Source organism: Thermanaeromonas sp. (assembly GCF_021890735.1).
Taxonomy (GTDB): domain Bacteria; phylum Bacillota; class DSM-521; order Neomoorellales; family Neomoorellaceae; genus Thermanaeromonas.
Genome location: NZ_JAKKUR010000001.1, coordinates 39,301 through 54,220, shown reverse-complemented (window position 1 = coordinate 54,220; position 14,920 = coordinate 39,301). Strand labels below are relative to the sequence as shown.

Genomic DNA, 14,920 nt, shown 5'->3' with positions numbered 1-14,920 from the left:
CTCGGTTTTATAGCGTTATTTTAATAGCCTATGCTTGAAGAGGTAGATAGGAGGATAAAAGAAAAGAACAGAAAACCCTACAAGCCAGAGGATATGGAGCCAGGCAGTGCTAGTCGCCTGCCCTAAGGCCAGGGGACGTACTAATTCCACAGTATGGTAAAGGGGAGACGAAAAGGCAAGCCCCCGGGCAAAAGAAGGCATCGCTTGTACAGGGAAGAAAACACCGGAGAAAAGGAACATGGGGGTAATGATCAAGGTAAAATAATAACTAAAAGTATCGATTTTAGGTACCAAGCCCGTCCATATCATGCTCAATTCAGCAAAAGTAAAACACGATAAAGCTAGTACAAGAGGGATAAGGAGGCTTAAGGGAGAAAGGATGAGGCCTAACGCGGCCTCCACCAATAGTATTACCGTTCCGTATAAAACCCCTTTAAAGGTGCCGAAGAGTAGCTCGCCCAGGACGATCTCTTCAAGGCTTATTGGGGTAACGACGAGAGCATGGTAGATCTTTTGGTAATGCATCCGTGTGAAGCTATCGTAGGTGCATTCTGAAGCTGTAGCCCACATGGCAGAAGAGGCGATGATACCAGGGGCTATAAATTGGAGGTAGGTTAACCCTTCGATGGAAGGTACATAGGCTCCTAACCCCAGTCCCATGGCCCCTAAATAGAGAAGGGGTTCTACGAAGTTAAACATTATATTGGCCAACCAGGTCTTCCGGAATACGACAAAATTTCGCCAGAAGACCTTCCACGTGCGGTGGGAGATCTCTAGCCTCAACCGGCTAAGCCTCCTTCTGAAGCAGAGTTTACTTTGTTAGTCCCCGGCCCGTTAGCTTGAGAAACACATCTTCCAAGGTAGCCGGCCGTAATATCTGGTGGCGAAGATAGCGGTGGCGCCCGCTGATATCCTGCCAGATGCTACGGCCGTTGTTGGAGTACAAAAAGAGGGTTTCTCCCACGAGTTGGTATCCCAAAACCTTGGAGGCCAAGGCAGCAACCAGCTTTTCCGCTTGGGCCTCCTGAACGGGGGCCAGCTCTATTACTTCTTTACCAATATATTTGTTCACCAATTCCCCTGGCGAGCCTTCGGCCAGTATCTGGCCTTCGTCCATAATCAGAATCCGGTCGCACAAGTAAGCGGCTTCTTCCATGTAGTGGGTGGTCAAGAGGAGGGTTACCCCCCGTTCTTTTAACTGGCACAGCTTTTCCCATATCAGGCGCCGGGCTTCCGGATCCAAACCGGTCGTCGGTTCATCAAGAATGAGAAGTTTGGGATTGTTGAGCAGGGCTCGAGCGATGGCTAGGCGCCGCTTCATGCCGCCAGAAAGCTCTTCCACAGGGGTTGAAGCTTTATCCTTTAGGTCTATAAAATTCATCAATTCCTCCGCCCTCTGCTGGGCCACCCGGCCCGGCAGGTCGAAGTAGCTGGCATAAAGGAGCAGGTTTTCTTTCACAGTCAGCTCGGGATCCAGGTTATCTTCCTGGGCGACAACTCCTACTTGCGATTTAATAGACCGCTGGTGACGGCGGGCATCAAGGCCTAAAACATACAGCTCGCCGGCGGTTATAGGAAGAAAACAGTAGATCATCTTAACTGTGGTACTTTTCCCAGCCCCGTTAGGTCCCAGAAACCCCACACATTCCCTCGCTCTTATAACGAAATTTATTCCCTTTACTGCCGGGATTCCGTTATAGGATTTAACGAGGTTTTTGGCCTCGACAACAATATCCGGATACACACCCATTTGTAATCGTCTCTTTGCTCCTCCGGTTTGTTCGTTCCATGGAGAAAGAGTTCGACGGCAGCTATTATTATAGCCTGTTGAAAGATCCGCAGCAACTTGCTCGGGAGCAGCTCTTATGTTATCTATGGTGATAGATACTCGGTTAGAAAGATTTAATCCCGGGAAGGAGCTCGTTGCATGTTTATTTTTGGTAGCATTTTAAGCCCTTGGGCTTGGATACTTATTCTTGTGCTGGCGTTGATTTTGTTTGGCCCCGGCAAACTGCCCGAGCTGGGTAAGGGCCTCGGTAAGGCAATTCGCGGTTTTAAGGAAGAAGTAAAGGATAAAGAGGATAATGTAGAATAGTGGGTCCTTTTTTTGAGGTGCAGATCCGTAACACGTTTTATAGATATTAGGCTAAATGGGAGCAAACAAGTTAGAGGTGAATAGGGTTGAAAATTGCCATCCTGGGCGCAGGTAGTATGGGTAGCCTCTTCGGGGGTTTTTTGGCGGAGGCGGGAGAAGAGGTATGGTTGGTGGATGTCTGGAGGGAACACGTTGAGGCTATAAACAACAGAGGATTAATTCTTGTGTCCCAAGGCAAAGAGAAGAATATAAAAATTAGGGCCGTTACAGATCCGGTTTTGGTGGGGGAAGCCGAGCTTGTGTTGGTTTTTGTTAAATCTTATTCTACCGAGGAGGCCCTGCGGAACGGCCTTCCTACCATAGGGAAGAATACAATGGTTCTGACCTTACAGAACGGCGTGGGTAACGCGGAGAAGATAGCAGAGATAGTAGGAAGGGAGAAGGTGCTGGCAGGGTCAACTGCTTTTGGGGCTAATGTCTTAGAGCCGGGCAGGATCAGTTACGCCGGAAGCGGGGATACGTATCTGGGTGAGTTGGATGGCAAAATTACAGATAGGCTTAATCTTATTGCACAGGTTTTTGAACGGGCTGGACTTCGTCCTGTGGTTACTGACAATGTGATGGGTGTATTGTGGACTAAGCTGTTGGCTAATGTAGGTATTAACGCTCTGACAGCCCTTCTTAAGGTGCGTAATGGGCAACTTTTGGAGATTGGGCCGGCAGAGGTACTTATGGAGAAAGCGGTACTGGAGGCATTGAAAGTTGCGGAGGCTAAAGGTATTAGACTGGTAGTTTCCGATCCTCTCGGGTACGTAAAGGAAGTGGCCCGAGCTACAGCAAACAATATTTCTTCTATGAGGCAAGACGTTGAGCGCTTGCGCCCGACCGAGATAGACGTGATAAACGGGACGATCGTTAGGGAGGGAAAAGTTTTAGGGATCCCCACCCCTTACAACGAGAGCTTAATGCTTCTCATTAAGGCTTTGGAGAAAACATATCTATAAAAGCTTAAGCTTTTTTGGTTGCAGGAGGTCATAGATATGCCCAAGAGAAAGGTGACTATTCCGGAGTTGCTGAATATGAAAAGAGAGGGAAAAAAGATCCGGATGGTAACTTCCTATGACTATATAACGGCTCTACTGGTCGAGGAAACGGATATTGAAATGATCCTTGTCGGAGATTCTCTGGGTATGGTAGTCCTCGGTTACGAAGGTACTGTGCCAGTCACCATGGAAGAGATGTTACACCATATTAAGCCCGTAGTAAGGGCAGCACGTAATACCTTTGTAGTGGGTGATATGCCCTTTGGGTCGTACAACGAAAGTATAGAAAGCGCTATCCATAACGCCAACAGGATCCTTAAAGAAGGTGGAGCGGATGCGGTCAAACTGGAAGGCGGTTTGAATGTAGTGAAGACCGTAGAAGCGTTGGTCAGTGCCGGAATCCCGGTTATGGGGCATATAGGGCTTACTCCACAGACGGCTACCCAATTAGGCGGGTTTAAAGTACAGGGGAAAGATATAGAGGCAGCTAGGAGGTTACTAGAAGAGGCTCAAGCTCTAGAAGCCGCAGGAGCTTTTTCTATAGTACTTGAGTGCATACCTTCTCCATTGGCGAGGGCCATTACGGAAAGGGTAAGCATACCGACTATAGGTATAGGCGCTGGACCCTATTGCGATGGACAAGTACTGGTCATACACGATATGCTGGGTATGTTTAAGCGCTTTGTACCTAAATTTGTGAAGAAATATGCGGATCTTGCGCCTCAGATCCTGGAAGCTCTTAAGAGATATGCTTCCGAAGTTGCTGAAGGGGTATTCCCAGGGCCGGAGCACTCTTTTGGGATGAATGAAGAAATTTTAAGCCAGTTAGCGGCCGGCGAAGGTAAAAGATGCTAAAGCCCGGCTATTGCAAGACTGCCCTTAACAGGACGGGGATCCCGGGCTACCGTTACTGTTTGAACCCTTACTCAGGATGTTCCCATGCATGTCGTTACTGTTACGCAGATACGGTGCTCAGGTTTTACGGCCGGGAAGCCAAGTGGGGAGAATTTGTGTATGCCAAGATCAATTTTCCGGAGGTGTTAAGCCGCGAGATAAGGCGGAAGCGAGCTCCTTTAGGTAAGGTTATCTTAGGCACTGTGACAGATGCCTACCAGCCGGCAGAGGGCGAATACGGACTTACTAGGGCCTCGCTGAGGGTTCTTGCGGAAGAAAGGCCGGAAATAAACATCGACCTACTTACCAAATCGGACCTTGTAGTCCGGGACATAGAGCTCTTTAAACAACTTAGAAACTGTTCGGTCGGTTTTACCTTAACCACCCCGGATGATGCTGTTGCGAATATTGTGGAGCCGGGAGCCGCTCCGCCTTCAGCGCGCCTTCAAGCTGCAAAAAAGCTTGCTGGTGAAGGTATAAGCGTGTGGGTATTTATAGCCCCTATCCTTCCGGGATTAACCGATGCACCGGGGGCGCTGGAAGAGCTTCTAGCCAGTCTAAGGGATATCGGGGTTAGAGAGGTCTATCTGGATCCTTTAAACCCCTACCCGGCAGCCGTAGAGCGGCTGCGGATTACCTATGAACAAAAGCTTTCCTGGGCGTTAACACATCTAGAGCGCTTTCTCCGCGACCCGCGCGGGTACCTGAAACTTTTAGCGAAGAAGCTGGAGACTCTTTCCCGGAGGTACAAGTATAATTTGAAGCTTTAGTGGCGAAGTTAAAAGGCGGTTGATGGCCAAAGCAGAAAGCCTGGTTAGGCGTATAAGCCGGGGAGATACCTTCTAGGTTGCTGGCCAGATTATGGCTTGCCCGGCGGCTGCCTTGTTGGGGGTGGCCGCTTGGGTGAAGAGCGCTCGTTTGCAAGTACAAGCAGCCCTCTCCTGAAAAAAATGGCAGTAACTCAAAACAATTAGCTATTGACAGGGCAGATAAGAGTAATATAAATTAGAGTAAGCGAGCATCCTTTAAGTTAGTCCGGTGAGGCTAGCAAGGAGTGAACAAAAAACTCCTTACCTGGATAATGTGGTGCTAAACCTGCGCCGGATGAGCGTGGGTTTTTTTGTGCATGAGGGGCGGTGGGATAATTTTGAATGTAAAGGCTCAGATTATGGATGCCGATAAAATGCGAAGAGCCTTGGTAAGGATCGCCCACGAGATCTTGGAACGTAACAAGGGCACGGAGAACCTGGTTCTCGTGGGTATCAGGCGCCGGGGCGTTCCCTTGGCCAAGAGGTTACAACGAATAATAGAAGAGATCGAAGGGGTGAAACTTCCCTTAGGGGTTCTAGATATAACTCTTTACCGAGACGATCTTACTACCTTAAGCCCGCACCCCGTCATCCATAGCACAGAGATACCCTTTAACATAACTGGGAAGAAAGTAGTGCTGGTAGACGATGTGCTATTCACCGGGAGGACAGTGCGGGCAGCACTAGATGCTTTGATGGATTTGGGTAGGCCCAGGAGCATTCAACTTGCGGTGCTGATTGACCGGGGACACCGGGAATTACCCATACGGGCGGACTATGTAGGTAAAAACGTTCCCACTTCCCTTAAAGAGGAGATTGCAGTACAAGTGAAAGAGATAGACGGCGTGGATCAAGTTCTGATCTGCGCCGTACCGGAAAGAACAGCCGGTCCTTGAAATTAGTCCCGTGAGGCTAATAAGGACGGCAGGAGACCTCCTTATTAGCCTCGGGCGATAAGGAGGTTTTTAATTTATATGGTTCTTAAGAGCAAGCATCTGTTAGGGCTTAAGGATCTCACTCGCCAAGAGATCGAACTTATACTGGATACCGCCGGACCTATGAAAGAAATAATCCAGCGTGATATTAAGAAAGTCCCCACGTTGAGGGGGAAGCTGGTGGTCACCCTTTTCTATGAACCCAGCACCCGCACCCGCACCTCCTTCGAGCTGGCCGCCAAATATATGGGCGCGGATACTGTGAGCATAGCTACTTCTACTAGCAGTGTAGCTAAAGGAGAGTCCTTACGGGATACAGCCCAAACCCTGGCCGCCATGGGGGCTGATGCGGTGATCATCCGGCATTCCGCGGCAGGGAGTCCGGTACTACTAGCGAGGTATATCAAGGCTTCGGTAATCAACGGCGGAGACGGCATGCATGAACATCCCACGCAGGCTCTCCTGGATATGTTTACTATTCGGGAAAAGATGGGTCGTATAGAGGGGCTTAAAGTGGTAATTTTAGGAGATATACTTCATAGCCGCGTGGCCCGGTCCAACATTTGGGGATTAACTAAGATGGGAGCGGAAGTGAGGGTAGTCGGGCCACCGACCCTGATACCGGAAGGGATAGAGAACTTAGGGGTAAAGGTATTTTACCGGGTGGAGGAAGCTTTGAGAGGTGCTGACGTAGTAAACGTCCTACGCATCCAGAGGGAGCGGCAGAAAAAGGGGCTGTTCCCTTCCCTACGGGAATACGCCCTCCTTTATCAGCTCACACCAGAAAGGCTCCGGCTGGCCAAGCCCGGTGCACTGGTCCTGCACCCCGGCCCCATGAACCGCGGAATAGAGATCTCTCCGGCTGTAGCCGACGGCTTGCAGTCGGCCATAACTGAACAGGTGACCAACGGGGTGGCTGTCCGCATGGCTTTGCTGTACTTGCTCATTGGAGGTGGAAGATGATGAAAATCTTGCTCCGGGGTGGAAGGGTTATTGATCCCTCCCAGGATTTGGATAAAGTGGCCGATGTTTTAGTTTCCGGTGACCGTATAGCGGCTATAGGAGAAAATTTAGAAAAGGACCGGGAAACTAAAGTCTTAGACGTGGGCGGTTGCATTGTGGCTCCCGGTTTTATTGATATGCATGTACACCTCCGGGAACCTGGCTACGAGCAGAAGGAAACCATAGCTACGGGGACTCGGGCCGCAGCGGCCGGGGGTTTCACCGCGGTGGCTTGCATGCCCAATACCCAGCCCGTAGCTGACAATGCAGCGGTTATTGCATATATAAGGGAAAGGGCGAGAGCCGTTGGGGTGGTTCGTGTCTATCCCATAGGTGCTCTTTCCAAAGGTTCGAAAGGCGAAGAGCTGGCCGAGATTTACGATCTGGTGGAGGCCGGGGCTGTAGCCATTTCCGACGATGGGAACCCTGTTATGAATGCGGAAGTTATGCGCCGGGCGCTAGAGTACACCCGGTTATTTAATATTCCGGTGATATCCCATTGTGAGGATCTTAACCTTACTGCCGGAGGAGTAATGCACGAAGGTTTCGTTTCCACGATTTTGGGATTAAGAGGTATACCCGCCGCTTCCGAGCAAGTTATGGTCGCACGTGATGTCATCCTGGCCGGGCTTACGGGAGGCAGGCTTCACCTCGCACACCTAAGCAGTGCGGGGTCCTTGCATATTTTAAAGGAGGCTAAATCCAAGGGGGTCAAGGTTACCGCTGAAGTAACACCCCATCATCTCTGTTTAACCGATGAGGCAGTAATAGGATACGACACTACTACTAAAGTCAACCCTCCCTTAAGGAGCGAGGAAGACCGGCAGGCCCTGGAAGAAGCCTTAAGGGATGGCTTACTGGATGTCCTGGCCACGGACCATGCCCCGCACACAGAAGAAGAAAAGGACGTGGAGTACGATATTGCTCCCTTCGGCATATCCGGTCTGGAGACAGCTATACCCCTGGTGGTGACCCGGTTGGTGGAAAAAGGAAGATTATCCTGGCAGCGTCTCATAGAGGCTTGGAGCTGCCGCCCAGCCAGCATCTTAAATATTCCCGGTGGCTCCCTTAAGGAAGGAAGTATAGCCGATATTACAGTTATTGCACCCGACTGGGAAAAAGAAGTAGATGTGGATACTTTTTATTCCCTGGGTAAGAACTCACCCTTCCAGGGGTTAAAGCTTAAAGGCTGGCCTTTAGTTACCATTGTGGCCGGGCGGCTAGTAATGGAGAATGGACGGGTCCTGTATTAGAGAATTAGGCCGGCCCGAGTTACCAGGTCTGGTTTTAGGATATTTGAAGTAAGCTGTTTAGGAGGGGATTTCCAGTGGAAGCTTACTTGGTCTTAGAAGATGGGACCATATTCCAGGGGGAAGCCTTGGAAGAGGGATATTTTTGCCACGGAGAAGTGGTGTTCAACACCAGCATGACCGGCTATCAGGAAATCCTCACCGACCCCTCCTATTGTGGCCAAATTGTTGTTATGACTTACCCCCTTATAGGCAACTATGGTGTAAATGAGGAGGACAGGGAGGCTCCACGACCACAGGTTCAGGGGTTGGTAGCCCGAGAGATTTGCCGGGAGCCGAGCAACTGGCGTTTGCAGGAAAACCTAATCTCTTACCTTAAGAAGCACGGCGTCCCCTTTATCCAGGGGGTGGACACGCGGGCTTTGACCCGCCACCTGCGTAGTAAGGGTACCATGTACGGGATTTTAACTTCAGGTCCAGTGGATTTAGAAGAGATTAAGCGTCTTGTACGGGAGAAACCTCCTTTGAGTGGAGATAAGCTCGTACCTACGGTGACCAACAGCCGGCCTTATGTCTTGGGAGAGGGTTCGCCCAGGGTAGCTGTCTATAATTTGGGGGTCAAAGGTAGCATCTTAGAATGGTTTGTAAAGCAAGGTTGTAGCGTCATCGTTTTTCCGGCGCATAGCACTGCCGAAGAAATTCTTGCTTCTAAGCCTGACGGGGTAGTGCTTTCCAACGGGCCCGGGAACCCTAAGGATGTGCCCTACGGGGTGGAAACTGTAAAAGGACTTTTGGGCAAGGTGCCCATCTTAGGGATATGTTTGGGGCACCAGATCTTGGCCCTCGCTTTGGGCGGTGACACCTTTAAACTTCGCTTCGGCCACCGGGGAGGTAATCATCCCGTTAAGGATCTTGCAACCGGTAAAGTATACATTACTTCCCAAAACCACGGATATGCGGTTGTGGCCAGCTCTTTGCCACCGGAGGAAGTTTGTGTTTCTCATATTAATTTAAACGACGACACCGTAGAGGGTTTCCGTCACAAGTTCCTCCCCGTAATTTCAGTTCAATATCATCCCGAAGCGGGGCCAGGACCTACAGACAGCGAGTATATCTTTAAGGAGTTCTTAGAGCTTATACAAAATAGATAGTCCAGTATGCCGAAAAGTTCGAGACAGCTCATATATTTTGGGGAGGTGAAGGAAGGGATGCCCCTGCGCAAGGATCTTAAAAAAGTCATGGTTATAGGATCGGGTCCTATAGTTATAGGCCAAGCTGCTGAATTCGATTATGCGGGCACCCAAGCTTGCCGGGCCTTGAAGGAAGAAGGCCTGGAAGTTGTACTCGTTAATTCTAATCCCGCTACCATAATGACGGATACCGAGATGGCGGACCGGGTATACCTTGAACCCCTAACCCTAGATTTCGTCGTGCCCATATTGCGCCGTGAGCGCCCCGATGGGCTCCTCCCTACTTTAGGAGGCCAAGTAGGCCTTAACCTGGCGTTTAAACTTGCAGAGGCCGGCGTTTTGGAAGAGTTGGGAATAGAGCTTTTGGGTACGCCTTTAAGCGCGATACAGAAGGCAGAGGACCGGGAGCAGTTTAAGTCTTTGATGGTATCTATAGGTGAGCCTGTTCCTGCAAGCTGCATCGTTACTCGAATTGAGGAAGCCCTAGATTTCGCCCGGCAGAACGGGTACCCGGTGATAGTGAGGCCTGCCTACACGCTGGGGGGCACCGGGGGCGGTGTAGCCCGTAACGAAGAAGAATTGAAGGCGATTGTATTAAAGGGACTTAAACTTAGCCTCATAAACCAGGTTCTTGTAGAGCAATGCGTTATTGGCTGGAAGGAAATTGAATACGAGGTTATGCGGGATGGCGCCGATAACTGCATTACCATTTGTAATATGGAAAACATCGATCCCATGGGGATCCATACAGGAGATAGCATAGTCGTAGCCCCGTCCCAAACCCTTTCCGATAAGGAATATCACATGCTCCGTGCCGCAGCACTAAAGATCATTAGGGCTTTAGATATTAAGGGAGGGTGCAACATCCAGTTCGCTCTGGATCCCCAGAGCTGGCGGTATTATGTTATAGAAGTTAATCCCCGTGTAAGCCGTTCGAGCGCCTTAGCTTCTAAAGCCACCGGATACCCCATAGCGCGTGTGGCGGCCAAAATAGCTTTGGGTCTAACCCTTGATGAGATACCTAATGCTGTGACGAGAAGCACTAAAGCCTGTTTCGAACCGGCACTTGATTACTGTGTAATAAAAATACCTCGCTTCCCCTTCGATAAGTTTTCTTTGGCTGACAGGACCCTGGGGACTCAAATGAAGGCTACAGGGGAAGTTATGGCTATTGACCGCACTTTTGAGGGAGCACTGCTCAAAGCCGTACGTTCTTTAGAGCTTAAGCTCGACGGCTTGTATGTAGAAAGCCTTGCTAGATTGACGGATAGCTCCTTAAAGCAAAAGCTTAAGGAAGCCGATGATGAAAGGCTTTTTGCTGTGGCTGAGGCTTTAAGAAGAGGTTATGATATTAAGGAATTAAACGAGCTTACGGGTATAGATCCCTTTTTCCTGGTGAAGATACGCAATATAGTGGAAATGGAGCAGAACCTCAGGCGGGCGGGCGCAGGAGGCCTTACGGCGGATCTTTTACGCCAGGCCAAGGAAATGGGCTTTAGCGACTCCCAGATCGCCCGCTTGACAGGGCTTAAGGAAGGGGAAATAAGGCAGCAGAGGAAGCTTTACAACCTTAAACCGGTATATAAAATGGTCGATACCTGTGCAGCAGAATTCGAAGCTGTTACACCCTATTTCTACTCGACTTATGACCGGGAAGATGAGGGTAAGATCCTGCCGGGGTCCAAAGTAGTAGTCCTGGGTGGTGGACCCATACGTATTGGTCAAGGTATAGAGTTCGATTACTGTTGCGTGCATTCGGTGTGGGCCCTGCGGAAGGCAGGGATACAGGCTATCATCATTAACAACAATCCGGAGACAGTGAGCACTGACTTCGATACTTCTGACCGCCTTTATTTCGAGCCCCTCACACCTGAGGACGTAATTAACGTACTGGAAAGGGAAGAACCTCAAGGAGTGATTGTTCAGTTCGGAGGCCAGACGGCTATAAACTTAGCCCGGTTTGTGGAAGAAGCCGGTTTCCGGGTTTTAGGTACCGCAGTGGAAGATATCGACCGTGCGGAAGACCGGGAGAAATTCGACAACCTTTTAGAGGAGCTGGGTATCCCCCGACCCCGCGGTGGAGCGGCAAGCTCGGTAGAGCAGGTAATGCGCACATCCAAAGAACTGGGCTTCCCGGTGCTGGTACGTCCTTCTTACGTATTGGGCGGAAGGGCTATGGAAATAGTGCATAATGAAGGAGAACTCCTGGAGTACGCTACCACGGCGGTAAAAGTTACACCCGAGCACCCTATTCTAGTGGATAAATATCTGCCCGGTAAGGAAGTAGAAGTGGATGCTGTGAGCGACGGAGAAGAAGTACTCATACCGGGTATCATGGAACACGTGGAGCGCGCAGGGGTACACTCCGGGGATAGTATAGCTCTATACCCGGCCCGCTCCTTAAGTAAGGAGATCAAGGATAAAATTGTTGATTATACTTTTCGCTTGGCCAGGGCCCTTAAGGTCAAAGGAATGCTCAATATCCAGTTTGTGATCTACGAAGGCGAAGTGTATGTACTGGAGGTAAACCCGAGGTCTAGCCGTACAGTTCCCTATATAAGCAAGATAACTGGTGTACCCATGGTATCTCTGGCAACCAATATCATGCTCGGCCGGAGTCTAAAAGACCAGGGTTATGCGGGAGGATTGTTGCCACCTACTAAATATGCGGCTGTAAAGGTGCCCGTATTTTCCTTTGGGAAATTGCTACAGGTAGATACTTTCCTGGGCCCGGAGATGAAATCTACCGGGGAAGTGCTGGGTATAGATGTGGACTTCGAGCGGGCTCTATATAAAGGCTTAGTAGCGGCAGGTTGTAATATACCTGTGCAGGGTACGCTGCTGGCTACAATAGCGGATAAAGATAAGGCCGAAGCCGTTCCCCTTCTTAAGGGTTTTGCAGAGCTAGGTTTTAAAATTATGGCTACCGCCGGTACGGCCGGCGCCCTGGCGGCGGCAGGACTGTTTGTCGAGCGTGTCGCCAAACTACGGGAGGGTTCCCCGCACATTCTAGATTATATACGGGAAGGGAAGGTGGATTTTATTATAAATACCCTGACACGTGGAAGGATACCAGAGAGGGACGGGTTTAAAATCCGGCGAGCGGCTGCAGAGCTGGGCATACCTTGCCTCACTTCCCTGGACACGGCCAAAGCATTATTGGAAGTGGTAAAATCCTGGCGCAAAGGTTCGGTGTTTACCATCAAGTCGCTCCAGGAATATTTGGAAGAGCGGGGGGAGTAACTTTGTCCAAAGAAAAATTAAAGGAAAGGTTGATAATAGCCCTGGATGTTCCCGAATTAGCCAAAGCCGAAGAGCTTGTAAATAAACTTTTGCCTTTCGTGGGTATGTTTAAGATAGGTCTTGAACTTTATTCTGCCGTAGGCCCCGCCGCCGTAAAACTTGTAAAAGAGCTAGGTGGCCGGGTTTTCGCCGATCTAAAATTACACGATATCCCGAATACCGTAGCGGGGGCTGTGCGGAGCCTGGTACGGCACGGGGTCGATATGCTTAACGTCCACGCGGGAGGTGGGAGGGAGATGCTCCTTAGGGCCCGGGAGGCGGCAGAAAAGGAGGCGGCCCTTCAGGGGCGGAAACCTCCCTTACTTATTGCTGTAACCGTCCTCACCAGCCTGGACAGTACCAGCTTAAGGGAAGATGTGGGGATTGAGCGGCCTCTAGAAGAGCAGGTCGTCCACTGGGCGCTGCTTGCCCAGAAGTGCGGTCTTGACGGAGTTGTGGCTTCTCCGCAGGAAGTGGAGACCATCCGCCGGGCTTGCGGCCCCGATTTTATCATAGTTACCCCCGGGGTCCGGCCAACCGGAACCCTTCTTGATGACCAGCGCCGGGTTTTAACTCCGGCCGAAGCTTTACGCAGGGGGGCTACTTACTTGGTAGTGGGACGGCCGGTACTTTCTGCTCCGGACCCTGTAGCTGTGGTAGCCAACATATTGGGGGAGATGGGCTCTATATAGATGGTACGGTAGTTATCGTAGAGCACCATGCCCGGACGGGCTCCAGGGGGTTTACGAACATGTTTGGCCAAAGTATAGTCTACCGACACGCGGCCAGCCTGGCGGGAGCGGCTGAAGTACGCAGCCAGCCCGGCCGCTTCCTCTAAGGTGCGCGGAGGGACAGGCCTTCCTTGGGTACGAATAATCACGTGGGAGCCCGGTACGTCTTTGGCATGGAGCCAGATGTCTTCGTCGTCGGCCACTTTTAAACTTAAAAGATCGTTTTGACGGTTGTTCTTCCCGATGAGTATGGTGAAGCCATCACTAGAAATAACTTTTAAAGGCTCGAAAGCCTTCTTGGAAGGAGCTTGTACTGCTTTTTTGTTTTGTTGAGCAGGTTCTAAATAGCCCGACCGGACCAGCTCTTCCCGGATCTCTTTTAGATCCTCTAAGGCCTCGGCCATCTCTAAAGCCTGCATTACGGAATTAAGATAAGCAATTTCTTCCCGGGTTTCTTTTAGCTGCTCGGAGGCCTTTTGAGCAGCATTTTTGGCCTTCTGGTAGCGTTGAAAATATCGTGCTGCATTTTCAGTCGGCGTAAGGGCAGGGTCTAATTCGATGACTATTTCGGGCGATCCCGCTTCATAAAAGTTTTCGGTTGTAAGCTGGCGGTCTCCTTTCTTGAGACGGTAAATATTAGCCATGATAAGTTCTCCGTAAAGCCTGTAACGGGAGGCTTCCTCCGCAGAAGCTACGGCTTCGGCTTGGATGGCCTCTTTTTTTAGGCAGCGCTTTAGCTCCCGCTCCACCAGGCTAGTGAGGGACCGTTTTTCAGATATAAATAGGTGGCGAATTTGTTTCTCCTTATAGAAAGCTTCGCAGGCCTGGGAGGGGGAGGTAAAGCGCTCACGCTCAAAGCCGGTAAACTGTTTAAGGTCGAAGGCCGCAAAGGCCAGGGCTCCCTTGAAGGGATCCCTTACTACTGTCGGTTCCCAGGAAGGGGGGCGGTTTAAAGCCAGCACTTCCTCCAAGGCTTGGTGCAGGCGGACCAATTCGTATTCGCCGCAATCTTGCGGTTTAACATCTTCCGGTAGACCGGCCCGGTAGATTATTTCCCGGGCTGTGAGAGGACCTATTCCCTCCAGGCGTTCTACCAGCACTTCTTTAAGAGGTTTGTCTAAGGGTTCCCGCCAGATCAGCTGTGCCAAATCTTCTCCCAACTCCCGGGGGTCCTGTTTCCCTTGATACGGCGGAGGGACGTATTCCCTACCGGGTAATACTTCACGATAGCGGCTTACCGCGTGAGTATATCGTCTCAAGGCATCTATTATGGTAGGCCCGGAAGGATCGAGAAGCAATAAGTTAGAATGCTTGCCCATGATCTCAGACACCAGGTAGCGTTCCAAAGGCCGGCCTAACTCATCTTTAGCCTGAAAGACAAATTTTAAGACTCGTTCAAGTCCAGGCTGTTCTACTTGCGCCAGTACCGCACCGGAGAGGTGTTTACGCAAGACCATGCAAAAAAGCGGGGGTTCAGGCGGATTAAGGAAATCGGCCTCCGTAAAGTGGATACGGCAGTACTCGGCATGGATAGATATAAGAAGTTTCCTTATTTCCCGGGCTTTCCGGAGATGAAGAAGAACCGTATCCTTATCAGGCTGATAAATACGGTCTACTTTGCTACCTACCCAACCCAACAGTTCCTCTCTAATAGCGCTTAAAAAAAGCCCGTCGAAGGCCATGCTTTTT

13 protein-coding genes are annotated in these 14,920 nt (G+C 50.5%); 10 read left to right on the top strand and 3 right to left on the bottom strand.

What is annotated here, in order from left to right:
• Nucleotides 1-15 precede the first annotated feature (15 nt).
• Entirely contained in the window at nucleotides 16-783 is a 768-nt protein-coding gene (locus L5656_RS00280; RefSeq protein WP_297197306.1) for an ABC transporter permease, read from the bottom strand.
• A gap of 28 nt (nucleotides 784-811) precedes the next feature.
• Nucleotides 812-1,750 (bottom strand): ABC transporter ATP-binding protein, encoded by a 939-nt coding sequence (locus tag L5656_RS00275; RefSeq protein WP_297197303.1) that lies wholly within the window; start codon nucleotides 1,748-1,750, stop codon nucleotides 812-814.
• 177 nt (nucleotides 1,751-1,927) lie between these two features.
• Here L5656_RS00275 and tatA point away from each other — a divergent pair, with 177 nt between their 5' ends.
• From tatA to pyrF, 10 genes are all read left to right on the top strand, one after another.
• Nucleotides 1,928-2,095: a twin-arginine translocase TatA/TatE family subunit gene (tatA, locus tag L5656_RS00270; protein ID WP_297197300.1), complete on the top strand. Its 168-nt coding sequence runs from the start codon at nucleotides 1,928-1,930 to the stop codon at nucleotides 2,093-2,095.
• A gap of 86 nt (nucleotides 2,096-2,181) precedes the next feature.
• Entirely contained in the window at nucleotides 2,182-3,099 is a 918-nt protein-coding gene (locus tag L5656_RS00265; protein WP_297197297.1) for a ketopantoate reductase family protein, read from the top strand.
• Nucleotides 3,100-3,135: 36 nt separating this feature from the next.
• Nucleotides 3,136-3,993 carry a 3-methyl-2-oxobutanoate hydroxymethyltransferase gene (panB, locus tag L5656_RS00260; protein WP_297197294.1) on the top strand — a complete coding sequence of 286 codons (858 nt, stop codon included), beginning with the start codon at nucleotides 3,136-3,138 and terminating at the stop codon, nucleotides 3,991-3,993.
• Nucleotides 3,987-4,802 carry an SPL family radical SAM protein gene (locus tag L5656_RS00255; protein WP_297197291.1) on the top strand — a complete coding sequence of 272 codons (816 nt, stop codon included), beginning with the start codon at nucleotides 3,987-3,989 and terminating at the stop codon, nucleotides 4,800-4,802. The genes panB and L5656_RS00255 overlap by 7 nt, the downstream gene beginning before the upstream one ends.
• Before the next feature lie 356 nt (nucleotides 4,803-5,158).
• Entirely contained in the window at nucleotides 5,159-5,737 is a 579-nt protein-coding gene (gene pyrR / locus L5656_RS00250) for a bifunctional pyr operon transcriptional regulator/uracil phosphoribosyltransferase PyrR (RefSeq protein WP_428849282.1), read from the top strand.
• A gap of 78 nt (nucleotides 5,738-5,815) precedes the next feature.
• Nucleotides 5,816-6,739 (top strand): aspartate carbamoyltransferase catalytic subunit, encoded by a 924-nt coding sequence (locus L5656_RS00245; RefSeq protein ID WP_297197284.1) that lies wholly within the window; start codon nucleotides 5,816-5,818, stop codon nucleotides 6,737-6,739.
• On the top strand, nucleotides 6,739-8,031 hold the full coding sequence (locus L5656_RS00240) for a dihydroorotase (RefSeq protein ID WP_428849284.1): 1,293 nt from the start codon (nucleotides 6,739-6,741) through the stop codon (nucleotides 8,029-8,031). The genes L5656_RS00245 and L5656_RS00240 overlap by 1 nt, the downstream gene beginning before the upstream one ends.
• A gap of 74 nt (nucleotides 8,032-8,105) precedes the next feature.
• The gene (carA, locus tag L5656_RS00235; protein ID WP_297197278.1) at nucleotides 8,106-9,179 is read left to right on the top strand and encodes a glutamine-hydrolyzing carbamoyl-phosphate synthase small subunit; all 1,074 of its coding nucleotides are present in this window, start codon (nucleotides 8,106-8,108) and stop codon (nucleotides 9,177-9,179) included.
• Nucleotides 9,180-9,236: 57 nt separating this feature from the next.
• Nucleotides 9,237-12,461, top strand: a complete 3,225-nt coding sequence (gene carB / locus L5656_RS00230) for a carbamoyl-phosphate synthase large subunit (protein ID WP_297197275.1) — start codon at nucleotides 9,237-9,239, stop codon at nucleotides 12,459-12,461.
• A 2-nt stretch (nucleotides 12,462-12,463) separates the two neighbouring features.
• Nucleotides 12,464-13,192 (top strand): orotidine-5'-phosphate decarboxylase, encoded by a 729-nt coding sequence (pyrF, locus tag L5656_RS00225; RefSeq protein ID WP_297197272.1) that lies wholly within the window; start codon nucleotides 12,464-12,466, stop codon nucleotides 13,190-13,192.
• On the opposite strand, the gene L5656_RS00220 is transcribed toward pyrF, so the two are convergent.
• On the bottom strand, nucleotides 13,105-14,913 hold the full coding sequence (locus L5656_RS00220) for an Rqc2 family fibronectin-binding protein (RefSeq protein ID WP_297197269.1): 1,809 nt from the start codon (nucleotides 14,911-14,913) through the stop codon (nucleotides 13,105-13,107). The two genes, pyrF and L5656_RS00220, sit on opposite strands and share 88 nt — an antisense overlap.
• Nucleotides 14,914-14,920: the final 7 nt, after the last annotated feature.

Coding starts and splice junctions, on each gene's coding strand:
- L5656_RS00275 (WP_297197303.1), bottom strand. CDS start 1,750: ATGGGTGTGTATCCGGATATTGTTGTCGAGGCCAAAAACCTCGTTAAA.
- tatA (WP_297197300.1), top strand. CDS start 1,928: ATGTTTATTTTTGGTAGCATTTTAAGCCCTTGGGCTTGGATACTTATT.
- panB (WP_297197294.1), top strand. CDS start 3,136: ATGCCCAAGAGAAAGGTGACTATTCCGGAGTTGCTGAATATGAAAAGA.
- L5656_RS00255 (WP_297197291.1), top strand. CDS start 3,987: ATGCTAAAGCCCGGCTATTGCAAGACTGCCCTTAACAGGACGGGGATC.
- pyrR (WP_428849282.1), top strand. CDS start 5,159: ATGAGGGGCGGTGGGATAATTTTGAATGTAAAGGCTCAGATTATGGAT.
- L5656_RS00245 (WP_297197284.1), top strand. CDS start 5,816: ATGGTTCTTAAGAGCAAGCATCTGTTAGGGCTTAAGGATCTCACTCGC.
- L5656_RS00240 (WP_428849284.1), top strand. CDS start 6,739: ATGAAAATCTTGCTCCGGGGTGGAAGGGTTATTGATCCCTCCCAGGAT.
- carB (WP_297197275.1), top strand. CDS start 9,237: ATGCCCCTGCGCAAGGATCTTAAAAAAGTCATGGTTATAGGATCGGGT.
- L5656_RS00220 (WP_297197269.1), bottom strand. CDS start 14,913: ATGGCCTTCGACGGGCTTTTTTTAAGCGCTATTAGAGAGGAACTGTTG.